Below are 22,945 nucleotides of genomic sequence, written 5' to 3'. Positions count from 1 at the left end.
CCCTTCCCTTATCGCGCGGTGGACGTGTAGGGCAGCAGCGCCATCTCACGGCTGTTCTTGACAGCCGTGGCGACGTCACGCTGATGCTGCGTGCAGTTGCCGGTGACGCGGCGGGCACGGATCTTGCCACGGTCGGAAATGAACTTCCGCAGCATGTTCGTGTCCTTGTAGTCCACGTACTGGGTCTTGTCCTTGCAGAACGCGCAGACCTTCTTCTTAGGCTTGCGCACAGGCGGCTTCGCCATGGTGTTTCTCCTGTGTGATCAAGAAGTGGGGGTACGAGCTGCCCTTAGAAGGGCGGCTCGTCCGAGTAGCCGCCGCCAGACGCTCCAGAAGAGCCGCCGGAACCGCCGGAGCTTCCGCCCCAGCCGCCTCCGCCACCCTGCTGGCCCCCGCCCTGCTGGCCGCCGGCCGGCGCGCTCGTGGCCCACGGGTCGTCGGCGGGAGCGCCGCCACCACCCTGCTGGCCACCAGCACCGGGACCGCCGCCCCAGTTACCGCCACCCTGCTGACCGCCGCCGTATCCACCCTGGCCGCCCTGGCCACCGCGACCGGTGGTCTTGGTGACCTTGGCCGTGGCGTTCTTGAGACTGGGGCCGACTTCCTCGACGTCCAGCTCGTAGACCGTGCGCTTGACGCCCTCGCGGTCTTCGTACGACCGCTGCTTCAGCCGGCCCTGCACGACAACGCGCATGCCTCGCGTGAGCGACTCGGCGACGTTCTCCGCCGCCTGCCGCCAGACCGAGCAGGTGAGGAACAGGCCTTCGCCGTCCTTCCACTCATTGGTCTGCCGGTCGAAGATGCGGGGAGTGGACGCGACGCGGAACTTCGCGACCGCCGCACCGGACGGGGTGAAGCGCAGCTCGGGGTCGTCGACGAGATTGCCGACGACCGTGATGACGGTCTCGCCTGCCATGGATGAACCTCTCGGCGGGGATTGCTTCTGGCTGCTTGCTGCTACTCGAACCCGATGACCGCTGAGCTAGAAGCTCAGTGGATCTCGGGACGGAGGACCTTGGTCCGGAGGACCGACTCGTTCAGGTTCATCTGGCGGTCGAGCTCCTTGACGACCGCAGGCTCGGCCTGCAGGTCGATGACCGAGTAGATGCCCTCGGGCTTCTTCTTGATCTCGTAAGCGAGCCGACGACGGCCCCAGGTGTCGACCTTCTCAACCTTTCCTTCGCCCTCACGGACGACGGAGAGGAAGTTCTCGATCAGCGGGGAGACTGCTCGCTCCTCGAGATCGGGGTCGAGGATGACCATCACCTCGTAGTGACGCATGTGGAACCCACCTCCTTTGGACTCAGCGGCCACGGTCGTTCCGTGGCAGGAGGGTCGTGATGCGTAAGCAACAGTGTCTCCGAGTAAAACAGCCGCCACTGACAACGCCCTCGGTTGAGAGGGGGCTGAGATGGGGTGGCCCGGACAGACACCGGTGCAGACCGTCCAGAGTACCTGTAGACGGGCTTCCGGTTGAAATCCGGTGGTCAGGAGACGCAATCTGTACACATCGGGTGTGAGCGGCGCCACGATGCGCCGCCTTTCGGCCAGGAGGTACTCCATGGCACACGCAGTGCGACCCCGCTCGTCCGTCTCCCTCTTCGCCACGGACGGAAAGGCTCATCCGCTCCAGGACGCCCTGGTGGCGGTAACGCTGGCTCTCGGCATCCTCGCGTTCGTGACGGCGTGGTTCCACGGCCTGCATCTGATCAGCTCGTGGGCCGGGCTCATCGGAATTCTCGTAGGCGCGTACGGGCAGTACATCTCCGTGACGACGCGGGAGAGGTTCCCGCTGATCCTCGGTATCGGAGCCTCCGCCATCGGGTTCTTCCTCGGTATGGCCCACGGCGGCCTCTTCGGCGGCGTGGTGGGCTGAGCGCGCCGCAGGCCGGCGGTCCCGGCAGGGGCCCGGGGCGGCGTCACAGCCCGGCGCCGCCCCCCGCACCACCTGCCGGAACCGTCCGGGTGCGACAGGGCCAGACCGCGCGCTTCCCGGTCACAGTAGGCTTCGGCGCGAGAGCCGGAGCCCCTGACCGATGGGGACACACCTGCCGAGGAGCGCCCCGCATGAGCCTGACCCTGAGGACCATCAGCCGAGAGCAGCATCTGGCGTACATCCAGAGTCTGCCCGCGGCGAGTCACATGCAGGTCCCGGCATGGGCGGATGTGAAGGCCGAGTGGCGCTCGGAGAGCCTGGGCTGGTTCGACAAGAGCGGCGAGCTCGTCGGCGCCGGCCTGGTGCTCTACCGGCAGCTTCCCAAGATCAAGCGATACCTCGCTTATCTTCCCGAGGGCCCGGTCATCAACTGGTACGCCCCGAATCTGGCCGACTGGCTGCAGCCGATGCTGACGCACCTCAAGCAGCAGGGCGCCTTCTCGGTGAAGATGGGCCCGCCGGTCGTCATCCGCCGCTGGGACGCCCACGCGATCAAGGCCGGTATCCAGGACCCGGATGTGAAGCGCCTGCGCGACGTCGAGGCGACCCACATCGAGCCCCGCGCCTTCGAAGTCGCGGACCGGCTGCGGAAGATGGGGTGGCAGCAGGGCGAGGACGGCGGCGCCGGCTTCGGTGACGTACAGCCCCGCTACATCTTCCAGGTGCCGCTGGCGAACCGTTCGCTCGAAGACGTCCACAAGGGCTTCAACCAGCTCTGGCGGCGCAACATCAAGAAGGCCGAGAAGGCCGGCGTCGAGGTCGTCCAGGGCAGCTATGCCGAGCTCGCCGAGTGGCAGCGGCTGTACGAGATCACGGCCGAGCGCGACCACTTCCGGCCGCGCCCGCTCGGCTACTTCCAGCGCATGTGGACGGCCCTCAACAACGAGGACCCCAACCGGATGCGGCTGTACTTCGCCCGTCACGAGGGCGAGAACGTCGCGGCCGCGACCATGCTGATCGTCGGCGGTCACGTCTGGTACTCCTACGGCGCGTCGGCCAACCACAAGCGTGAGGTCAGGCCCTCGAACGCGATGCAGTGGCGGATGCTCCGCGACTCGTACGCCATGGGCGCCACCGTCTACGACCTGCGCGGCATCTCCGATTCGCTGGACGAGACCGACCACCTCTTCGGTCTGATCCAGTTCAAGGTCGGCACCGGCGGTCAGGCGGCGGAGTACCTCGGTGAGTGGGACTTCCCACTCAACAAGCTGCTGCACAAGGCGCTCGACATCTACATGTCCCGCCGCTGATCCGGGGCACATGGATCCGTGGCGCACGGCTCCATGACGCAACGATCCGTGGCGCAAGGCTGACGAAACCGGCTTCATTCGTTTCAATGGGCTCTTCAAGTAGCTCTTCACACCTCTGATACACCGCAGCCACCAGAAAGGTTCCGGACCGGCCATGGCGCTCTCCCTGTACGTCGACACCGCGCGCTGGCGGGCGCACCAGAAATCCGTGCTCGATCAGTTCCCCGGGCTCGTACCGGTCTGCAAGGGCAACGGGTACGGCTTCGGTCATGAACGGCTGGCCGACGAGGCGATCCGTTTCGGCTCCGACACGCTCGCGGTCGGCACCACCTACGAAGCAGCCCGGATCAAGGACTGGTTCAGCGGCGATCTGCTGGTGCTCACGCCGTTCCGGCGGGGTGAGGAGCCGGTGCCACTGCCCGACCGGGTCATCCGTTCCGTGTCGTCGGTGGACGGGGTGCACGCCCTGGTGGGCGCCCGGGTCGTCATCGAGTGCATGAGCTCGATGAGGCGGCACGGCGTCAAGGAGGAGGAGCTCGGGCAGCTGCACGCCGCCATCGAGGACGTACGTCTCGAAGGCTTCGCCCTGCACCTGCCGCTGGACCGCGCGGACGGCTCGGACGCGGTCGAGGAGGTCATCGCCTGGATGGACCGCCTCAGGGCGGCCCGGCTGCCGCTGCACACGATGTTCGTCAGCCACCTGCGCGCCGAGGAGCTGGGCCGGCTCCAGCAGCAGTTCCCGCAGACCCGTTTCCGCGCCCGCATCGGCACCCGGCTCTGGCTCGGCGACCACGAGGCCACCGAGTACCGGGGCGCGGTGCTCGACGTCACACGCGTCGCCAAGGGCGACCGGTTCGGCTACCGCCAGCAGAAGGCCGCGTCCGACGGCTGGCTGGTGGTCGTCGCGGGCGGTACGTCGCACGGGGTGGGCCTGGAGGCCCCGAAGGCGCTGCACGGCGTGATGCCGCGCGCCAAGGGCGTCGCCCGCGCCGGCCTGGCGACCGTCAACCGCAACCTCTCGCCGTTCGTCTGGGCCGGCAAGCAGCGCTGGTTCGCCGAACCCCCGCACATGCAGGTGTCGATCCTGTTCGTGCCCTCGGACGCGCAGGAACCGAGGGTCGGCGACGAGCTGGTGGCCCACCTGCGCCACACCACCACGCAGTTCGACCGCCTCGTGGACCGCTGAGCCGCCCGGGGCCGCCGCATCGCGGCGGCCCCGGCGCGCCTCACCCGTCCCGTCGCTCAGTCGGCGGCCGGCATGCCCCACTCCACGCGCGGTCCCTCGACCGTGAGCGCGGCGTGGCGCGGCGGATGCGCGGTCGCACGGCCCAGCACGAAGGCGTCCGGCGCCCCGTCGAGCACCCCGCCCGAGGGATCGTCCGAACCGTCGCGCCGTACGCCGTCCCGCTCCGGCATCAGGATGTCCCGCACGACCACTGCGCAGAGGTACAGCGTGCCCAGCAGATGCAGGGCGATGGCGAGCTGATAGCCCTCCGTCGGCAGGCCCTGGTGCTTGTCGCCGCTCGTCGTGTAGGCGAGGTACATCCAGATCCCCAGGAAGTACATGACCTCGCACGCCTGCCAGATCAGGAAGTCCCGCCAGCGCGGCCGGGCCAGTGCGGCGAGGGGGATCAGCCACAGTACGTACTGCGGTGAGTAGACCTTGTTGACGAGGATGAACACCGCGACGACGAGGAACGCGAGCTGCGCGAACCGGGGCCTGCGCGGAGCCGTCAGCGTCAGCGCGCCGATGGCGGCGCACAGCCCGACCGTCGCCACCGTCGAGACGGTGTTGACCGTGCTGACGTCGATGGACTCACCGGTGCGCTGCGTGATGATCAGCCAGAACGAGCCGAAGTCGATCGAGCGTTCCTCGCTGAAGGTGTAGAACTTCTTCCACCCCTCGGGGGCGAACACCATCACCGGCAGGTTGACGACCAGCCAGGAGGCCGCGGCGCCGAGCGTCGCCACCCAGAACGCCCGCCATTTCGCGGCCCGCCAGCACAGCACGAAGGCCGGGCCCAGCAGCAGCACGGGATACAGCTTGGCGGCCGTGGCCAGCCCGATCAGGATGCCGAACGCCAACGGCCGGCTCCTGGACCACATGAGCATCGCCGCGGCCGTGAGGGCGACGGCCAGCAGGTCCCAGTTGATCGTGGCGGTGAGGGCGAAGGCGGGTGCGAGAGCGACCAGGAGGCCGTCCCAGGGGCGGCGCCGGTGCGTGCGCGCGACACAGACGGCGATGATCGCGGTGCAGATCATCAGCATGCCCGCGTTCACCAGCCAGTACACCTGCTCCTGGTGCTGGATCGAACCGCCCGGGGTCAGCCAGGACGCGATCTGCATGAACACCCCCGTGAGCACGGGGTACTCCAGATACTGCATATCGCCGGGCAGCCGGTCGAAGTAGGGCACCAGGCCGTCGGAGAAGCCGCGCCCGGCGTACAGATGCGGGATATCGGAGTAGCAGGCGTGGGTGTACTGGGAGCCCGCGCCCTGGAACCAGGCCCAGTTGTAGCAGGGCAGCTTCTGCACCATGCCGAGCGCGAACATCCCCAGCGCGACCAGCGCGACGGCACCCACGGGGGTGAGTGCGGTACTGCCCAGCCGCGACCAGCGGCCCGACCTCCCGCCGATCAGCTCGCTGCCGGCCGCGGCGACCTCGTCCTCACGCGTGGGCCGTACGACGGACCGTTCCTGCTGCACGCTCGTGTCCTCTGCACTTGGCATGCCGCACATCCTGCCGTACCGGACTGTGTGAACGGCGAGGGCCGCCGCACCCTGTGGTGCGGCGGCCCTCGCCGTGGCTGTCGGAATGCCGGGCGGGCGGAGACGGCTACCCGTTCCCACCGCCGAAGATGCCGCCGTTGCCGTTGGCTCCGTTGCCGTTCCCTCCGTTGCCGTTCCCGTTGCCTCCGTCACCGGCGGGCGGGCTGGCGCCGCCGGGATCGCCGTTGCCGGCCGTTGTCCCGTCCGTGGTACCGGTCGTGCCGCCGTCGTCCGCACCGGTCGTGCCGCCGTCGGCGCCGCCGTTGTCCCCTCCGTCGGACGTACCGCCGTTGTTGTTCTGGCAGTTCCAGTCCCAGGTGCCGCAGCTCTCCGTCGGGTCGGGCGACGTCGGCGGCGAGGCCGGAGGACTCGGCGGGGGCGAGTCGGACGGCGTCGTGGACGGGCTCGGCGGGGGTGTGTAGCTGGGCGTCGGCTTGGGGCTGCTCGCCCCGCCACCGTAGAGCTTGTCGCCGATCGGCTCCGCCTTCGGGAAGTCCACGACCTTCTGGCCCGCCATGGCTTCGGCCATGTAGTCGTGCCAGATCTGGGCCGGGAACGAGGCACCGTGGATCTTCTCCTCGCCGCCGGTCCCGTACATCTTCTCGAACTTACGGTCCTTGTGCTTCTCGTTGTCGTCCAGCCGGTACATGCTGATCGCCGTCGAGAGCTGCGGGGTGTAGCCGACGAACCAGGCGGAGAGGTTGTCGTCCGTCGTACCCGTCTTGCCCGCCACATCGCGGCCGGGGAGCTTGGCGGGCGTACCCGTACCGTGCTCGACGACGTTCTTGAGCACGTCGGTCACGTTGTCGGCCACGTTGTTGTCGAAAGCGCGCTTGGTGACCGTCTCGTGCTGGTACATCACTTCGCCGAGCTTCTTCACCTGGGTGACCGAGAACGGCTCCCGCTGCTGGCCACTGGCCGCGAACGTGGCGTACGCACCGGCCATCCGGATCACGCTCGGCGAGGACGTACCGATGGAGAACGACGGAACGGTCGAGTTCGCCATGTTCTCGTCGTCCTTCAGGCCAGCGGCCATCGCCGCCTCCTTCACCTTGTCCGTGCCCACGTCCATACCCAGCTGGACGTAGGGGGAGTTGGCGGAGACCTCCATCGCCTTACGAAGCGTGATGTTGCCCTCGGAGTGGTTGCCGTCGTTGGTCTGCAGCCACTCCTCACCCTTCTCGTTGGTCCAGACCTCGCCGTTGTAATTCTTGATCTTCAGCTTGTTGTCGCCGTTGTAGACGCTCAGCGGTGAGACCTTCTCGCGCTGCGAATCGTTCTGATCCTTGCCGAGCTCGGGGTCCCGTCTGCCGTGTTCCATCGCGGCGGCCAGCACGAAGGGCTTGAAGGTCGAACCCACCGCGGCGCCGGTCGGGTCGGCGTTATTGGTGTAGTGCTGGGTCGCGTCCTTGCCGCCGTAGATCGCCTTGATGGCACCGGTCTCCGGATCGACCGAGCCGCCACCGAACTGAACGTGGGTGTCCTTGTCGGGGCGCTTCTTGGGGTCGATCTTCTCGTCGTAGACCCTCTTGACGGCCTTGTTGAGCTGCGCGACCTTCTTCTTGTCGAAGGTCGTGTGGATCTCGTATCCGCCCTGGTTGAGCATCTCGGCGGTGACACCGCGGTCGTTGTTCGCGAGGAAGTACTTACGGGCGAGCTCCACCAGGTAGCCCGTCTGACCGCCCAGCTGGGCGTCCTTCTTCAGCGGCTTGGGCGACGGGAACGTCCGGTACTTGTCGTGATCGGCCTTCGACAGCCGGCCGTCCTTGAACTCCTCGTCGAGGATCCACCGCCAGCGCTTCTTCGCCCGGTCCAGGTTCTTCGCCGGCGTCGCCTGCTGCGGGTCGACGTCCGGAGCACCTGCCGGGTCGTAGTAGCTGGCGCCCTTGAGCAGCGTCGCCAGGAAGGCGCACTCGCTCGGGTTCAGGTCCGTGGCGTCCTTGCCGTAGTACGTACGGGCGGCCGCCTGGATACCCGAAGCGCCACGTCCGTAGTACGAGACGTTGAGGTACCCGGCCATGACCTCCTTCTTGTTCCCCTGCTCGCCGACCTTCAGCGTGATGAAGAGTTCCTCGACCTTCCGGCTCAGGGTCTGTTCCTGGGAGAGCCGCGAGTTCTTCACGTACTGCTGCGTGATGGTCGAGCCACCCTGCGTCTGGCCGCCCTTGGCCATGTTCCACAGGGCGCGGCCGATGCCCATCGGGTCGATGCCCTTGTCGTGCTCGAAGGACTTGTTCTCCGCCGAGATGACGGCGTTGCGCATCGCCTCGGGGATCTGTTCGTAGGCGATGACCTGGCGGTTGGCGGCGCCACCGGTCGCGACCATCTGCGTGTTGTCGGACCAGTAGTAGACGTTGTTCTCCGCCTTCGCGGCATCGTTCACCTCGGGCATCGTCACCATCGCGTACGCGAGGCTGGCAACGCCCATCAGAAGGCCCACGAAGCCGATGCACAGTCCGGAGACGAGCTTCCACGACGGCACCCAGCGCCGTACGCCGTGCTTGCCGGCGCGCGGGTAGTCGATGAAGCGCTTCTTGGCCGGGCGCTGGTTTCCGCGCCCTCGGCCCCGGCCGGGGCCCTCGGCCCCGTCGTCGCCACCGCCGCCCCGGCGCCGTCCTCCTCCGCCGTCGGAACCACCGCGGCCGCCGGAACCGCGCTGGGCGGCCCGTCTGGCGGCGGCACGCCCGCCGTACGGGGTGTCCCCGCCGTGCGAATCGGAAGGTGACTCAGAAGTCACGCTACGTGACGGTGCTGCGCGGCGTCCTGAGGACTGCTGGGTGGCTCGTCTGGTCGCTGCGCGCCCGCCACCTTGTGGCTGCGGTGCTTTGCGACGGTGCTCGCTCATCGAACGACTACTCCTCGGGCAGGCGAGAACGCCTGGAAGCGGCAGTTGAGATCCGGTCCCCCCGAATTACGGACCAGCCCTGCGACGGGCACGTCCGCAGCACATCCGGTCAGTACGCGGGGACTGACGCGGTCGGGCGTCACGCGGTTCCCGGTGGTCTGCATGCCGGACAGACTACGCACGGTCAAAACCCTCCTAGGACCGAACTTCACCTCAAATTACGCAAGTCGGTTCCCAAGAATTAGTTATGTGACGCCGTTCACTAAGGCCCCCCTTGCCCCAGCGGAGACTCCGATCTATCGTGCTGATGTATCGAGTCGATACATCAGCTCGGTACATCGGCCCGGCATAACTGCCCGGCACAGGGACGGCGAGAGCACTCGGAGAAGGAGGAGGCGAGGTTGAGCAGACGCTCCGGCATCCTTGAGTTCGCTGTCCTCGGGCTGCTCCGCGAGTCCCCGATGCACGGCTACGAGCTGCGTAAACGTCTCAACACATCGCTGGGGATCTTCCGCGCCTTCAGCTACGGAACCCTCTACCCGTGCCTCAAGACGCTGGTCGCCAACGGCTGGTTGATCGAGGAGCCGGGGAACGCTCCACCGGACCTCCCGCCCGGCTCCGGCCGCGCGGTGGCCCCCTCCTCTTCTCTGGCAGGGCGCCGCGCCAAGATCGTCTACCGATTGACGGCGGAAGGTAAGGAGCACTTCGAAGAGCTGCTCTCGCACACCGGCCCGGATTCCTGGGAGGACGAGCACTTCGCTGCTCGTTTCGCCTTCTTCGGACAGACGGAGCACGAGGTGCGGATGCGGGTGCTGGAAGGCCGTCGCAGCCGGCTGGAGGAGCGTCTTGAGAAAATGAGCGCCTCTCTGGCCCGCACCCGCGAGCGTCTCGACGACTACACACTTGAGCTTCAGCGACACGGCATGGAGTCCGTGGAGCGCGAAGTGCGCTGGCTGAACGAGCTCATCGAGAGCGAGCGGTCGGGACGGGATCAGCGACGATCCTCGCCCGAGGGCTCAGCTCAGCAGAACACCGCAGGAGAGCCGGACGGCCTGCCCCGGCGGGGTAACAACCCGCCGGATCCGTCCGGCGACACCGCCAAGTGAGATCTCCGCAGATCCGCGGGGCCCTCATCAGGAACATCCATTACACACAGGGAGCAACCGGAATGGGTTCGGTTCGCGTAGCCATCGTCGGCGTGGGCAACTGCGCCGCCTCGCTGGTCCAGGGCGTCGAGTACTACAAGGACGCCGATCCGGCCGGCAAGGTGCCCGGCCTGATGCACGTCCAGTTCGGCGATTACCACGTGTCGGACGTCGAGTTCGTCGCCGCCTTCGACGTCGACGCGAAGAAGGTCGGCCTCGACCTCTCGGACGCCATCGGCGCCAGCGAGAACAACACCATCAAGCTCTGCGACGTGCCGAACGCCGGCGTCACCGTCCAGCGCGGCCACACCCACGACGGTCTGGGCAAGTACTACCGCCAGACCATCGAGGAGTCCGCCGAGGCCCCGGTCGACATCGTCCAGATCCTCAAGGACCGCAAGGTCGACGTCCTGGTCTGCTACCTGCCCGTCGGCTCCGAGGTCGCTGCGAAGTTCTACGCGCAGTGCGCCATCGACGCCAAGGTCGCGTTCGTCAACGCCCTCCCGGTCTTCATCGCCGGCACCAAGGAGTGGGCGGACAAGTTCACCGAGGCCGGTGTCCCGATCGTCGGCGACGACATCAAGTCGCAGGTCGGCGCCACCATCACGCACCGCGTGATGGCGAAGCTCTTCGAGGACCGGGGCGTCGTCCTGGACCGCACGATGCAGCTGAACGTCGGCGGCAACATGGACTTCAAGAACATGCTTGAGCGTGAGCGCCTTGAGTCCAAGAAGATCTCCAAGACGCAGGCCGTCACCTCGCAGATCCGCGACCGCGACCTCGGTGCGGACAACGTCCACATCGGCCCGTCGGACTACGTGGCCTGGCTGGACGACCGCAAGTGGGCGTACGTGCGCCTTGAGGGCCGCGCGTTCGGCGACGTTCCGCTGAACCTTGAGTACAAGCTTGAGGTCTGGGACTCCCCGAACTCGGCCGGTGTCATCATCGACGCCGTCCGCGCCGCGAAGATCGCCAAGGACCGCGGCATCGGTGGCCCGATCCTCTCCGCGTCCTCGTACTTCATGAAGTCCCCGCCGGTCCAGTACTTCGACGACGAGGCCCGCGAGAACGTCGAGAAGTTCATCCGCGGTGAGGTCTCCCAGTAACGTCATCTGACGCCGTGCGTCGGTGCGGCGCGGTGAGGAGCGGCAACGCTCCCCGCCTCCCGCGCGATTGAGGGTCCCCGGGCAATCCGCCCGGGGACCCTCAACGTATGTGACCCTTGCTCCCATGCCCGTCGTGCGCGACCTGCGCGTTCTCCTGCGCCTTCGGAACTTCCGCCGCCTGCTGGCCGTACGGGTGCTGTCCCAGTCGGCCGATGGCGTCTATCAGGTGGCGCTCGCGACGCATGTGGTCTTCTCCCCGGAGAAACAGACATCGGCGGGCGCCATCGCCTCCGCCATGGCCGTGCTCCTGCTGCCCTACTCGCTCATCGGCCCGTTCGCCGGAGTGCTGCTGGACCGCTGGCCCCGCCGCCAGGTCTTCCTCTACGGCAATCTGCTGCGCGCCGGGCTCGCCTGCTGCACCGCGTTCCTGATCCTCGGCTCCGCCCCGGACTGGCTCTTCTACACATCGGCCCTGTGCGTCACCGCCGTCAACCGCTTCGTCCTGGCCGGCCTCTCGGCCGCGCTGCCGCGCGTCGTCGACCGGGAACGGCTGGTGCTGGCCAACTCCCTCTCCCCGACCGCGGGCACGCTCGCCGCGACGGCGGGCGGTGGTCTCGCCTTCGTCGTACGGCTCCTGCTGTCGGACTCCGACGCGGCCGTGGTGCTGCTGGGCGCGGGGCTCTATCTCGCCTCTGCGATGGCGTCCCTGACCCTTGCCGCCGGGCTCCTCGGCCCGGAGCGGGGCAGCGACCGGCTGCCCCTGCGCAGGGCTCTGGCCACGACCGCGCGCGGCCTCGCTGACGGGCTGCGCCATCTGGCGGAACGCAGGCACGCCGCACGGGCGCTGGCCGCCATGACGGTGATCCGCTTCTGCTACGGGGCGCTGACGGTGACGGTTCTGATGCTGTGCCGGTACGCCTGGGCGGACACAGAGGCCCATGGGCTGGCGCTGCTCGGGCTGGCGGTGGGGGTCTCCGGGGCGGGGTTCTTCGCCGCGGCGGTGCTGTCCCCGTGGGCCGTGGCGCGGCTCGGACGGTTCCGCTGGATGACGGTGTGCGCGGCCGCCGCGGCAGTCCTCGTGCCGGCGCTGGGACTCTGGTTCACCCCCACACCGATGCTCGTCGCCGCGTTCGTGCTCGGCCTCGTCACCCAGGGGGCGAAGATCGCGACGGACACGGTGGTGCAGACCTCGGTGGACGACGCCTTCCGCGGCCGGGTCTTCTCGCTCTACGACGTGCTGTTCAACGTGGCCTTCGTGGGCGCGGCCGGTGTAGCCGCTCTCATGCTGCCCCCTGACGGCAGGTCGGCCGCGGTGGTGATCGGAGTGGCCGCGCTCTACGCCCTGGTAGCCATCGCTCTGTACCGCTGGAGTCGCACCCGCGAGGTCGTATAGCGTGCGCGCGTCAAATAAAGCAGTGCATGATTCACGGGGGTACGCGCATGACCTATCCGCCTCAGCAGGGCCCCGGACCATACGGGCAGCAGGCTCCCCAGCAGCCCTACCCGCCGCAGCAGCAGCCCGGATACGGCTACCCGCAGCAGCAGCCGGGGTACGGGGCGCCGCAGCAGGGGTACGGAGCACCTCAGCAGCAGCCGGGGTACGGGGCTCCTCAGCAGCCCTACCCGCCGCATCAGGGGCAGCAGCCCTGGGGCGGCCAACCCGGCGGCCCGGCACCGCAGGGGATGCCCCCGCAGGGCCCGCCGCAGAACATGTCCGGCGGGAAGAAGGCCTTCCTCGCGGTGCGCAACCTCATCATCATCGTGGTGGCTCTCGGCGCACTGGCGGGGCTCAAGTTCGGCTGGGACAAGATATTCGAGTCCGATGCCAAGGCCGCAGCAGTGGGCGACTGCCTGGAGAACAAGGGCACCAACCTCAGCCCGGACATGAAATCGGCTGACTGCGGTTCGAACGCTGCCGAGTTCAAGGTCGCCGCAGTGCACGACGACACCTCCGACACCGATCTCTGTGACGCGAAGAAGTACGTCGCTTACACCGAGACCTCGGGCAGCCGGAAGAGCCGGAGCAGCGTCGTGCTCTGCCTCATGCCGATCAAGCCGGGCGCCTGACCCTCCGGAACAGAAACGGGAGCGGAACGGACCGGGCGCTGTTTCACGTGAAACAGCGCCCCCGGCCGCACGGGTTGCCGGTCCTGTCGTACGGGCTGCCGGCCATGTTTCACGTGAAACATGGCCGGCAGCCCTCCTGCCCGTAGCGCCCGGCGGGACTCAGTCCTGCGACTCCCACCACTTCTTGAGCTCCGCCACTGCCTCGTCGTGTTCCATCGGCCCGTTCTCCAAGCGCAGTTCCAGCAGGAACGCGTACGCCTTGCCGATGACCGGTCCGGGCCCGACGTCCAGGATCCGCATGATCTCGTTGCCGTCCAGGTCCGGCCGGATCGCGTCGAGTTCTTCCTTGTCCTGCAGCTGCGCGATGCGCTCCTCCAGCGCGTCATAGGTCCGCGAGAGGGCGGATGCCTTGCGCTTGTTGCGCGTGGTGCAGTCCGAGCGGGTGAGCTTGTGCAGCCGCTCCAGCAGCGGGCCGGCGTCACGCACATAGCGGCGGACCGCCGAGTCGGTCCACTCCCCGTCGCCGTACCCGTGGAAGCGCAGATGCAGCTCCACCAGCTTCGAGACGTCCTTGACCATGTCGTTGGAGTACTTGAGGTCGGTCATCCGCTTCTTGACCATCTTGGCGCCCACCACCTCGTGGTGATGGAACGAGACCCGGCCGTCCTTCTCGAAGCGCCGGGTCCTCGGCTTGCCGATGTCATGGAGAAGCGCGGCAAGCCGCAGAACGAGGTCCGGCCCGTCCTCCTCCAGGTCGATCGCCTGCTCCAGAACGGTCAGAGAGTGCTCGTACACATCCTTGTGACGGTGATGCTCATCACTTTCGAGGCGGAGCGCGGGGAGCTCGGGAAGGACCTGTTGCGCCAGCCCCGTGTCGACAAGGAGCGCCAGCCCCTTCCGCGGGTGCGAGGAGAGAAGGAGCTTGTTGAGCTCCTCACGGACCCGCTCGGCGGAGACGATCTCGATCCGCCCCGCCATTTCCGTCATCGCCTCGACCACGTCGGGAGCCACTTCGAAGTCCAGCTGCGCGGCGAAGCGCGCGGCTCGGAGCATGCGCAGCGGGTCGTCGGAGAACGATTCCTCGGGGGTTCCAGGCGTGCGCAGAACCCGCTCTGAGAGGTCCTCGATGCCACCGTGCGGGTCGATGAAGTCCTTCTGCGGCAGCGCGACAGCCATCGCGTTGACCGTGAAGTCACGTCGAACGAGGTCGTCCTCGATGGAGTCGCCGTAGGAAACTTCCGGCTTGCGCGAGGTTCGGTCGTACGCCTCGGACCGGTATGTGGTGACTTCGATCTGGTAACCGTCCTTCTGGGCGCCCACCGTGCCAAAGGCGATCCCGACCTCCCACACCGAGTCCGCCCAGGGCCGGACGATCTTCAGGACGTCCTCGGGGCGGGCATCGGTGGTGAAGTCCAGGTCGTTCCCGAGCCTGCCCAGAAGCGCGTCCCGGACCGAGCCGCCGACCAGGGCGAGACTGAATCCGGCATCCTGGAATCGGCGGGCGAGATCGTCGGCGACCGGGGACACCCGGAGCAGTTCACTGACTGCGCGGTGCTGCACCTGGGTCAGGACACTGGCGTTGTCTTCATTGGCATTCGGCACAACAGAAAAGGGTACGTGCCCGGACCGGCCCGGACGGCATGGTTTCCTTCAGCCCTGCGAGACTCTCCCGATCATGTGCCGTACACCCCAGCACTTAGCCGCCGCGCACATCGTTACCATGCGTGGACGCAGCAACGGACGACGATCGACAGCAGCTCATGACGACGAGGGACGGGTAGGCGCGTGGCCGAGGCGGCAGACTTCCAGGGGATGAGTCCCTCTCCTGCCCGCCGGTGGCTGCGGCGCACAGCCGCCGTGCTTGCCGGGGCTCCGCTCGTCGCCGCCCTGCTGGCCGGGGCGACCGCTCCGGCGGCTCAGGCCGGTGTGCCGGACAAGGCCCCGACGGGCTCCGGGACGGTCGCGGTGTCCCTGGACACGGTGACGCCGAGTGCCCCGGTGAAGGGGGACACCCTCACCGTCTCCGGCACTCTGACGAACAAGAGCAAGGAGACCGTCACCGCGGCCCAGGTCGATCTGCGCGTGGGCCCCCGGCTCTACAGCAGGACGTCGATCGACGCGGCCAACAAGCGCACGGGATATCTGCCCGGTGCCGACCCGTCTCCGATCGGCGGCAAGTACACGGTCAAGATCGCCAAGCTGCCCTCCGGGATCAGTCAGGACTTCACCCTGTCCGTGCCGGTCAGCAAGCTGGGGCTCGGCGACGACGGCGTGTACCAGCTCGGCGTGACCCTTTCGGGCCGGACGTCCCACGCCTTGTACGACCAGGTGCTCGGGATCGAGCGGACGTTCCTCCCCTGGCAGAGCGAAGACCGCGACTCCAAGCCCCGGATCAGTTACGCCTGGCCCCTGATCGCCTCGGCGCACCTCACCGCGGAGACCGGCTCCGACTCCCAGCAGACCCCGGTTTTCGCCGACGACGATCTGGCCGCCGAGATCGCGCCGGGCGGCCGGCTGGAACAGATGGTGTCGCTGGGCAGGCAGCTGCCCGTGACGTGGGTCATCGACCCGGACCTGCTGGCCAGCGTGGACGCGATGACACGGGACTACCGGGTCAAGTCCGGTGACACCACGATCGCCGGTACGAATCAGAACGTGGCCAAGCAGTGGCTGAGCTCGCTGGAAGCGGCGGTGACCGAGGGCAAGGTCATCGCGCTGCCGTTCGGGGATCCCGATCTGGCATCGATCGCGCACCGCGGCAAGAACGTGTCGGGCACCCTGAGCCACCTCCAGAACGCCAGCGAGGTGGCCGTGACGACGGTGCAGACGATCCTGCACCTGAAGCCCTCGACGGACTTCGCGTGGCCGGTCGACGGTGCCATCGACCCGTCGATCGTGGACGTCGCCACATCGGCCGGCGCCCACAACGTGATCTCCCGCAGCGACAGCCTCCAGGAGAACGGCGGCCTGGTCTACACGCCCACCGCCGCCCGGCCGATCGGCGGCGGCACGACCGCCGTGGTCTCCGACTCCCGGCTCTCCACCGCCTTCCAGGGCGACATGACGAAGGCCGGGAACTCCACGCTCGCCGTGCAGAAGTTCCTCGCCCTCACGCTCTCGCTGGCCGAGCAGGACACGGACAAGGACCGGAGCGTCGTCGTCGCACCCCAGCGGATGCCGACGGTCGCCCAGGCCCAGACGATGGCCCGCGCCCTGCACGCCCTCGACGACGACCGCTGGACGCAGTCCCAGGGGCTGATCCAGGCGGCCGAGGGGAAACCCGACGCGAAGGCGACCACACAGGTCCCCCGGACGTCCCAGTACCCGAAGAAGCTGCGCAGCCAGGAGCTGCCCACCCAGGCCTTCCAGGACATCAAGTCCACCCAGGCCTCCCTCAACAACTTCCAGGTCATCCTGACCCAGCCCGAGCGCGTGGTGACCCCCTTCGGCAACGCGGTCAACCGCTCCATGTCGACGTCGTGGCGGGGCAGGCCGCTGGAGGCCCAGCAGTACCGGGATTCGGTGCGCACCTATCTGCAGGGGCTCGTCAACGAGGTCCAGCTGATCTCGAAGTCGGACGTCACCCTGTCCGGGCGGAGCGCCACGATCCCGGTGACGGTGCAGAACAGGCTGTTGCAGGACGTCGACCACCTGGTGCTGCGGCTGAAGTCGGAGAACGCGACGCGGCTCAAGCTGAACGACGGCGGCGCCGTGGCCGAGCAGCCGATCCAGATCGCGGGCGGTCACAGCCAGTCCGTGAAGTTCGACGCCGCGGCCAATATCAACGGTCAGGTCCAGATGACGGCCCAGCTGTACACGGAGGACGGCACTCCGTACGGCGCGGAGATGAACTTCACCGTGAAGGTGTCCGAGCTGACACCGACCGTCCTTCTCGTGATCGCCGGCGGACTGCTGCTGCTGGTCCTCGCCGGCATCAGGATGTATGCACATCGCAAGCGCGCCAACGCGGGCGGCGCGGCGGGCGACGACGGCAGTGAACCCGAGCAGCCGAGTGACCCGACGCCGGACACCGGTCCCGAAAGCACGGAGCCGTCGGGCACGGGTGAGAAAGTGGACCGTTGAGCGATGTCTGTCGTGGCCGGTCGGCCGGGGACGATGAGGTGGGGTTTCGATGAACGCGCCGTACGACGGTGATCGCGGTCAGGGTACGGGCGGAGCTGGGTCTTCCGGCGGTCCTCCGGTGCCCCCTGATCCGGAGCAGGTGCCACCGGCGCCCGATCCGTATCTGCAGGCCGCGTACGACTACGACCCCTACCGGGCGCAGGACCTCTCGGCGCAGGATCCGGTGAACGAGGCCCTGTACGACCGTGCGGCGCATCCGCCGCCGCCTCCCGGCACCTACCAGCAGCCGCAGCCGCTCTACCAGCAGCCGCCTGCCGCGCCGTACGCCCCCGACCCGCGGATCTGGGCGCAGACCCCGCCGCCGGAACCCGACGGCCCGTCCCGGCACCTGCCGTACGGCGACGACGCGGCGACCACCCAGTTCGTCGGCGTGGACGATCTCGTCACCCAGGCCTCTGCGGGGCGCGACGAACCCGACGCGTTCGCCCACCTCTTCCGGGACCAGGAGGGCCCGGCTGGCTCCCCTGTCCCCGACCGGCCAGAACCGGCCCCGGAGCCCGTACCGCCGAAGTCCGGCGGCCGGGCATCCGGGCTGCTGAAATCCAGTGCGGTCATGGCGGCCGGCACCCTCGTCTCACGGCTCACCGGATTCGTACGCAGCCTGGTGATCACCGCGGCGCTCGGCGCGGCCCTGCTCGGTGACAGCTTCACCATCGCCTACACGCTGCCGACGATGATCTACATCCTCACCGTGGGCGGCGGCCTCAACTCGGTGTTCGTCCCCCAGCTCGTCCGCTCCATGAAGGACGACGAGGACGGCGGCGAGGCCTACGCGAACCGGCTGCTGACCCTGGTGATGGTCGCGCTCGGCGTGATCGTCGCCCTGGCGGTCTTCGCGGCACCGTGGCTCATCCGGCTGATGTCGGACACGATCGCCAGTGACCCGGCCGCGAACAACGTGGCCATCACCTTCGCCCGGTACTGCCTGCCCACGATCTTCTTCATGGGTGTGCACGTCGTGATGGGCCAGATCCTGAACGCCCGTGGGAAGTTCGGCGCGATGATGTGGACCCCGGTCCTCAACAACATCGTCATGATCTTCACCTTCGGCATGTTCATCTGGGTCTACGGCACCTCCCACGAATCCCACATGGGCGTCCAGACGATCCCGCCGGAGGGCGTCCGGCTGCTGGGCATCGGCACTCTGCTCGGCCTGATCGTCCAGGCCCTCGCCATGATCCCGTACCTGCGCGAGGCCGGGTTCCGGTTCCGCCCGCGCTTCGACTGGAGGGGCCACGGGCTCGGCAAGACGGTCAAGCTCGCCAAGTGGACGGTCCTGTTCGTCCTGGCCAACCAGGCCGGTGTCCTCGTCGTCACGCAGCTCGCGACCTCCGCGGGCAAGGAGTCCGGCAGGAACGGCGCGGGCTTCCTGGCCTACTCCAACGCCCAGCTGATCTGGGGCATGCCCCAGGCGATCATCACCGTCTCGGTCATGGCCGCCCTGCTGCCCCGTATCTCCCGTGCCGCCCACGACAACGACCCGGGTGCGGTCCGCGACGACATCTCGCAGGGCCTGCGCAACTCCGCCGTGGCCATCGTGCCGGTCGCCTTCACTTTCCTCGCCCTGGGCGTTCCGATCTCGACCCTGCTGTACGCCTCCACCGGCCCTGAGGCAGCCCGTTCCATGGGCTACATCCTGATGGCCTTCGGCCTCGGGCTGATCCCCTACTCGGTGCAGTACGTGGTGCTGCGAGGGTTCTACGCCTACGAGGACACCCGCACCCCCTTCTACAACACCGTCATCGTCGCTCTGGTCAACGCGGCGGCCTCGGCCATCTGCTACGTCGCCCTGCCCGCCCAGTGGGCCGTGGTCGGCATGGCAGCCTCGTACGGCCTCGCCTACGCCGTCGGTGTCGGTATCGCGTGGCGCCGGCTGCGGAACCGTTTGGGCGGCGATCTGGACGGCGCCCACGTCCTGCGTACCTACGCCCGCCTCTGCCTCGCAGCGATCCCCGCGGCACTGATCGGCGGCGGTGTGGGGTTCGCCCTTCTCCACGCGCTCGGCGACGGCGCATCGGGCTCGCTCCTCGCGCTGGTCTGCGGTGGGATCGTGCTGCTGGGAGTTTTCGTCGTCGCGGCGAAGCGGATGCGGATCGAAGAGATCAACGGCATGGTCGGCATGATCCGGGGACGGCTCGGCCGCTGAAGATCACCGGCCCGCACAACCATCTCCGGTCCCTGCGTGTCGTGCATGGTGCCGGAGTATGGGCACAATTGGCGTGACTGTGCAGAGCTGGCTGGCATCGCGCAACGGATGGGGAGGCAGGAACGACGGTGGCGGAACGTAGCACGGCTGCCGTTGACGTGGCCGACAACAGCGGCGACAAGCCGCTGTCCGCCAAGGCGGACGAGGCCACGACCGACGGCACGGCAGAAGCCCAGGACTCAACGGGCGCAGACCCCCAGGAAGCGGTGGACGAACCGGCGGACGCCGATGCCACCGTGTCTTCCCCCGATCTGCACAGCGGTCACAAACTCGCCGGACGCTACCGGCTGGAGGAGTGCGTCACCCGTCTGGACGGTTTCAGCAGCTGGCGCGCCGTCGATGAGAAACTGCGTCGCGCGGTGGGCGTCCACCTCCTCCCCGCCGACCACCCGCGAGCCCGCTCGGTGCTGGCCGCGGCCCGTTCCTCCGCGCTGCTCGGTGACCCCCGCTTCGTGCAGGTCCTCGACGCCGTGGAAGAGAACGACCTCGTCTACGTCGTCCACGAATGGCTTCCGGACGCCACCGAGCTCACCGCGCTGCTGGGCGCGGGACCGATGGAAGCCCACGACGCCTACCAGCTCGTCAGCCAGATCTCCCAGGCCATGGCGGCCGCACACCGCGAGGGACTGGCCCATCTGCGGCTCACCCCCGGCGCGGTGCTCCGCAGCTCCTCCGGTCAGTACCGGATCCGCGGTCTCGCGGTGAACGCTGCACTGCGCGGCATCACCTCCGAGGGCCCCCAGCGCGCCGACACCGAAGCGATCGGCGCCCTCCTCTACGCCTCGCTCACCCAGCGCTGGCCGTACGAGAGCGACGCCTACGGCCTCACCGGGCTCCCCAAGGGCGTGGGCCTGATCCCGCCCGATCAGGTACGGGCCGGCGTCCACCGCGGCCTCTCCGAGATCGCCATGCGGGCGCTCGCCAACGACGGCGCCACGGCCTCCCGCCAAGAGCAGCCGTGCACCACGCCCGACGAGCTGGCCAAGGCCGTCGCGGCCATGCCGCGCATCCGCCCGCCCGAGCCCACGTTCACCGCACCGCCCGAGTACCAGCGGACCACCTACCAGCAGGGCACCTACGGACGTCCCGCCGTACCCGGCGCCCCTCCCACCCAGCCCGTGCACGCCATACCGCCTCCCCCGCTCCAGAGCCGCACGGGCAAGGCGCTCAAGTGGGCCGTCTCCGCGCTGCTCATCGCCGCACTGGGCCTCGGCAGCTGGCAGCTCGCGGAAACCCTCCTGGACCACGACAGCAAGTCGGGCGACCCCGGCACCACGCAGAGCAACCCGGAGAACGGCAACACCCCGCCGGTCGAGAAGAGCAAGCCCGTCCAGATCGTCAGCGCCAAGGACTTCGACCCGCTCGGCGACGGGTCCGAGAAGCCTCAGGACATAGATCACGTCTACGACGGGGACCCGAACACTTACTGGCACACCGACGGCTACTACTCCGCCGACTTCGGGAAACTGAAGGAAGGCGTCGGGGTCGTACTCGACCTCGGCAAGGTTCAGCAGGTCCGCAAGGTCGACGTGACGTTCCTGGGCGGCACCACGTCGACCGAGTTGCGCACCTCCAGCGACGCCACAGCACCGACGATGCCCGACAGCTTCACCAAGGTTGCCGAAGGTTCGGGCACAAACGTGTCACTCAAGCCTGGCAAGCCCGTTCAGGCGCGGTACCTTCTGGTCTGGCTCACCCAGCTGCCACCGAGCAGCGAGGGGAACTTCCGGGGCAAGATCTCGGACATCAAGGTCACCGGCTGAGGGCAGCAGGGGAGGGGGCTCACCGTTGGACGACACCAGATTCGCCGACTCGACTGATCAGGACCTTCTGGCCAGCCACGTAGCCGGTGAGCCGGACGCCTTCGGTGAGCTCGCACGGCGTCATCGCGACCGGCTGTGGGCCGTGGCCCTGCGCACCCTGGGCGACCGCGAGGAGGCGGCCGACGCCGTGCAGGATGCTCTCGTCTCCGCCTTCCGCGCCGCCCATACCTTCCGCGGCCAGTCCGCCGTGACCACCTGGCTGCACCGCATCACCGTCAACGCCTGTCTCGACCGGGTCCGCAAGGCGTCCTCCCGGAAGACCTCGCCCGTCAACGACCCGGAGCGGCTCGACCAGCTTCTGGAGCCGCACGAGTCCGCCGAGGCGCCGGCCGAGCGGCAGGACCTGCACCGCGAACTGTTCGCAGCCCTCGCCACTCTCCCCGCCGAGCAGCGTGCGGCCCTCGTCCTCGTCGATATGCAGGGGTATCCGGTGGCCGAGGCGGGTCGCATCCTCGACGTGCCGGTCGGCACCGTGAAGAGCCGCTGCGCCCGGGGCCGCGCCAGGCTGGCCCCGCTGCTCACCCATCTCCGCGGGGAAGCCGGCGACGGCGATGAGCGGGAGGCGGGAAGGAACCGGACGGCGAGAACATCCGTCCCACCGGCAGCGGGGCCAAGAGACGCGGGAACAAGCGATCCAGCTGGAGTGAAGGGCGGAGGTGGGCGGGCATGACATCGACAACCGACACGCCCCAGCACCCGGACGTCTCAGAGATCTCCGACCTCACAGAGGGCGTGCTCTCACCGCCCCGCACCGCTGATGTCCGGCGGCACGTGGACGGCTGCGAGCTCTGCTCCGACGTTCAGGCCTCGCTTGAGGAGATCCGCAGCCTGCTGGGCTCCATTCCCGCCCCGCAGACCATGCCCATCGACATAGCGGACCGCATCGATGCCGCGCTCGCCGACGAAGCCCGTGCGGTAGCCACCGCTTCCGACACGGAGGCGGAAGGCTCACACGCGCAGGCGGATGTTTCACGGGACACGGAGGCTCATGTTTCACGTGAAACAGAGTCGGCCGCTATCGGGCAGGAGCTCGCGGACCGCCCTGCCGGGCACGCACGGGCTGCCACCGGTCCCGGCCGCGGCCCGGTCCGCCGACGCCGCCGCAGGGCGGTGTTCGGCACCACACTGGGCGCCGCCGTAGTCGGTGTGAGTGTCTTCCTGCTGCAGAACGTCCCCACGTCACACAACTCCGCCGATGTCAGTGCCTCGGATCACGGAGCCAGCGCCAAGAAATCCGACTCGCAGGCGTTCTCACAGTCCACGGTCCAAGAGCGTGTCCACAGTCTGCTGAGCTCCGGCACGGAACCGTCGGACCCAGAGAAGTCGGCCGGCCAGAATCAGGCGCCTTCCATCGACACGAAGTCCTCGCCGGAGACCGAGCCCCCCGGCTCGGCTTCCCCGCAGGCGCCGCTTCGCGCTCCCGTAGTGACGGTCCCTTCCTGTGTGGAGCAGGGGATAGGACGGAACGCCGCCGTCCTCGCCGTCGAGAAGGGCACCTACCAAGGCGCGGACGCCTTCCTCGTCGTCCTCCCGCATCCCACCGACACGACCCGGGTCGAGGCCTACGTCGTCGATGCCGCATGCGTCGGCGCGGACCCTGCGGTCAAGGGGAAACTCCTGCTGACACACGCCTACGCCCGCCCCTGAACATCACG

The 22,945-nt window shown here is 68.3% G+C and carries 18 protein-coding genes; 12 read left to right on the top strand and 6 right to left on the bottom strand.

All coding sequences use genetic code 11. From position 1 onward, the window contains the following. Positions 1-8: 8 nt before the first annotated feature. From rpsR to rpsF, 3 genes are all read right to left on the bottom strand, one after another. A complete protein-coding gene (gene rpsR / locus ACFVQ0_RS16355) occupies positions 9-245 on the bottom strand; it encodes a 30S ribosomal protein S18 (protein WP_003967857.1) in 237 nt (78 codons plus the stop codon). 44 nt (positions 246-289) lie between these two features. Further along, the gene (locus ACFVQ0_RS16350) at positions 290-916 is read right to left on the bottom strand and encodes a single-stranded DNA-binding protein (protein WP_390088480.1); all 627 of its coding nucleotides are present in this window, start codon (positions 914-916) and stop codon (positions 290-292) included. 74 nt (positions 917-990) lie between these two features. Then, positions 991-1,281 (bottom strand): 30S ribosomal protein S6, encoded by a 291-nt coding sequence (gene rpsF / locus ACFVQ0_RS16345; RefSeq protein ID WP_018101872.1) that lies wholly within the window; start codon positions 1,279-1,281, stop codon positions 991-993. A 280-nt stretch (positions 1,282-1,561) separates the two neighbouring features. Here rpsF and ACFVQ0_RS16340 point away from each other — a divergent pair, with 280 nt between their 5' ends. From ACFVQ0_RS16340 to ACFVQ0_RS16330, 3 genes are all read left to right on the top strand, one after another. Further along, positions 1,562-1,876, top strand: a complete 315-nt coding sequence (locus ACFVQ0_RS16340; RefSeq protein WP_390088478.1) for a hypothetical protein — start codon at positions 1,562-1,564, stop codon at positions 1,874-1,876. 191 nt (positions 1,877-2,067) lie between these two features. Further along, positions 2,068-3,186, top strand: coding sequence for a peptidoglycan bridge formation glycyltransferase FemA/FemB family protein (locus ACFVQ0_RS16335; RefSeq protein ID WP_328696292.1), 1,119 nt, complete (start codon positions 2,068-2,070; stop codon positions 3,184-3,186). Between the two features lie 154 nt (positions 3,187-3,340). Continuing rightward, complete coding sequence (locus tag ACFVQ0_RS16330) at positions 3,341-4,372, top strand: alanine racemase (RefSeq protein WP_390088476.1); 1,032 nt, start codon at positions 3,341-3,343, stop codon at positions 4,370-4,372. A 56-nt stretch (positions 4,373-4,428) separates the two neighbouring features. Here ACFVQ0_RS16330 and ACFVQ0_RS16325 read toward each other — a convergent pair whose 3' ends face one another. Both ACFVQ0_RS16325 and ACFVQ0_RS16320 read right to left on the bottom strand, forming a co-directional pair. Then, positions 4,429-5,916: a glycosyltransferase family 87 protein gene (locus tag ACFVQ0_RS16325; RefSeq protein ID WP_390088474.1), complete on the bottom strand. Its 1,488-nt coding sequence runs from the start codon at positions 5,914-5,916 to the stop codon at positions 4,429-4,431. Between the two features lie 106 nt (positions 5,917-6,022). Beyond that, positions 6,023-8,800, bottom strand: a complete 2,778-nt coding sequence (locus ACFVQ0_RS16320) for a transglycosylase domain-containing protein (protein WP_390088472.1) — start codon at positions 8,798-8,800, stop codon at positions 6,023-6,025. Positions 8,801-9,201: 401 nt separating this feature from the next. Between ACFVQ0_RS16320 and ACFVQ0_RS16315 the strand changes: the two genes are divergently transcribed. From ACFVQ0_RS16315 to ACFVQ0_RS16300, 4 genes are all read left to right on the top strand, one after another. Next, a complete protein-coding gene (locus tag ACFVQ0_RS16315) occupies positions 9,202-9,906 on the top strand; it encodes a PadR family transcriptional regulator (RefSeq protein ID WP_311304433.1) in 705 nt (234 codons plus the stop codon). Positions 9,907-9,968: 62 nt separating this feature from the next. After that, a complete protein-coding gene (locus ACFVQ0_RS16310) occupies positions 9,969-11,051 on the top strand; it encodes an inositol-3-phosphate synthase (protein WP_390088470.1) in 1,083 nt (360 codons plus the stop codon). Between the two features lie 124 nt (positions 11,052-11,175). Continuing rightward, positions 11,176-12,444, top strand: coding sequence for an MFS transporter (locus ACFVQ0_RS16305; RefSeq protein ID WP_390088468.1), 1,269 nt, complete (start codon positions 11,176-11,178; stop codon positions 12,442-12,444). A 47-nt stretch (positions 12,445-12,491) separates the two neighbouring features. Continuing rightward, complete coding sequence (locus ACFVQ0_RS16300; RefSeq protein ID WP_390088466.1) at positions 12,492-13,118, top strand: hypothetical protein; 627 nt, start codon at positions 12,492-12,494, stop codon at positions 13,116-13,118. A 159-nt stretch (positions 13,119-13,277) separates the two neighbouring features. Here ACFVQ0_RS16300 and ACFVQ0_RS16295 read toward each other — a convergent pair whose 3' ends face one another. Continuing rightward, positions 13,278-14,720 carry a CCA tRNA nucleotidyltransferase gene (locus tag ACFVQ0_RS16295; RefSeq protein WP_390088464.1) on the bottom strand — a complete coding sequence of 481 codons (1,443 nt, stop codon included), beginning with the start codon at positions 14,718-14,720 and terminating at the stop codon, positions 13,278-13,280. A 183-nt stretch (positions 14,721-14,903) separates the two neighbouring features. On the opposite strand from ACFVQ0_RS16295, the gene ACFVQ0_RS16290 reads away from it, so the two are divergent. The 5 genes from ACFVQ0_RS16290 (at position 14,904) to ACFVQ0_RS16270 (ending at position 22,937) form a co-directional block, all read left to right on the top strand. Next, entirely contained in the window at positions 14,904-17,201 is a 2,298-nt protein-coding gene (locus ACFVQ0_RS16290; protein ID WP_390088462.1) for a DUF6049 family protein, read from the top strand. Between the two features lie 49 nt (positions 17,202-17,250). Further along, positions 17,251-19,407, top strand: a complete 2,157-nt coding sequence (murJ, locus tag ACFVQ0_RS16285) for a murein biosynthesis integral membrane protein MurJ (RefSeq protein ID WP_390088461.1) — start codon at positions 17,251-17,253, stop codon at positions 19,405-19,407. 128 nt (positions 19,408-19,535) lie between these two features. Continuing rightward, complete coding sequence (locus tag ACFVQ0_RS16280) at positions 19,536-21,230, top strand: serine/threonine protein kinase (protein WP_390088460.1); 1,695 nt, start codon at positions 19,536-19,538, stop codon at positions 21,228-21,230. A gap of 25 nt (positions 21,231-21,255) precedes the next feature. Beyond that, positions 21,256-21,960, top strand: coding sequence for an RNA polymerase sigma factor SigM (sigM, locus tag ACFVQ0_RS16275; RefSeq protein ID WP_390088458.1), 705 nt, complete (start codon positions 21,256-21,258; stop codon positions 21,958-21,960). Next, complete coding sequence (locus tag ACFVQ0_RS16270) at positions 21,957-22,937, top strand: anti-sigma factor family protein (protein WP_390088455.1); 981 nt, start codon at positions 21,957-21,959, stop codon at positions 22,935-22,937. Before sigM ends, ACFVQ0_RS16270 begins: the two co-directional genes overlap by 4 nt. The last annotated feature ends 8 nt before the right edge of the window (positions 22,938-22,945 follow it).

Origin of the sequence: Streptomyces sp. NPDC057900 (genome assembly GCF_042887885.1) — a bacterium.
GTDB lineage: Bacteria > Actinomycetota > Actinomycetes > Streptomycetales > Streptomycetaceae > Streptomyces.
Note: the sequence above shows the minus strand (reverse complement) of the source record. Positions and strands in the feature narration are given on the sequence as shown.

Coding starts and splice junctions, on each gene's coding strand:
- rpsR (WP_003967857.1), bottom strand. CDS start 245: ATGGCGAAGCCGCCTGTGCGCAAGCCTAAGAAGAAGGTCTGCGCGTTC.
- ACFVQ0_RS16350 (WP_390088480.1), bottom strand. CDS start 916: ATGGCAGGCGAGACCGTCATCACGGTCGTCGGCAATCTCGTCGACGAC.
- rpsF (WP_018101872.1), bottom strand. CDS start 1,281: ATGCGTCACTACGAGGTGATGGTCATCCTCGACCCCGATCTCGAGGAG.
- ACFVQ0_RS16340 (WP_390088478.1), top strand. CDS start 1,562: ATGGCACACGCAGTGCGACCCCGCTCGTCCGTCTCCCTCTTCGCCACG.
- ACFVQ0_RS16335 (WP_328696292.1), top strand. CDS start 2,068: ATGAGCCTGACCCTGAGGACCATCAGCCGAGAGCAGCATCTGGCGTAC.
- ACFVQ0_RS16330 (WP_390088476.1), top strand. CDS start 3,341: ATGGCGCTCTCCCTGTACGTCGACACCGCGCGCTGGCGGGCGCACCAG.
- ACFVQ0_RS16325 (WP_390088474.1), bottom strand. CDS start 5,916: ATGCCAAGTGCAGAGGACACGAGCGTGCAGCAGGAACGGTCCGTCGTA.
- ACFVQ0_RS16320 (WP_390088472.1), bottom strand. CDS start 8,800: ATGAGCGAGCACCGTCGCAAAGCACCGCAGCCACAAGGTGGCGGGCGC.
- ACFVQ0_RS16310 (WP_390088470.1), top strand. CDS start 9,969: ATGGGTTCGGTTCGCGTAGCCATCGTCGGCGTGGGCAACTGCGCCGCC.
- ACFVQ0_RS16305 (WP_390088468.1), top strand. CDS start 11,176: ATGCCCGTCGTGCGCGACCTGCGCGTTCTCCTGCGCCTTCGGAACTTC.
- ACFVQ0_RS16300 (WP_390088466.1), top strand. CDS start 12,492: ATGACCTATCCGCCTCAGCAGGGCCCCGGACCATACGGGCAGCAGGCT.
- murJ (WP_390088461.1), top strand. CDS start 17,251: ATGAACGCGCCGTACGACGGTGATCGCGGTCAGGGTACGGGCGGAGCT.
- ACFVQ0_RS16270 (WP_390088455.1), top strand. CDS start 21,957: ATGACATCGACAACCGACACGCCCCAGCACCCGGACGTCTCAGAGATC.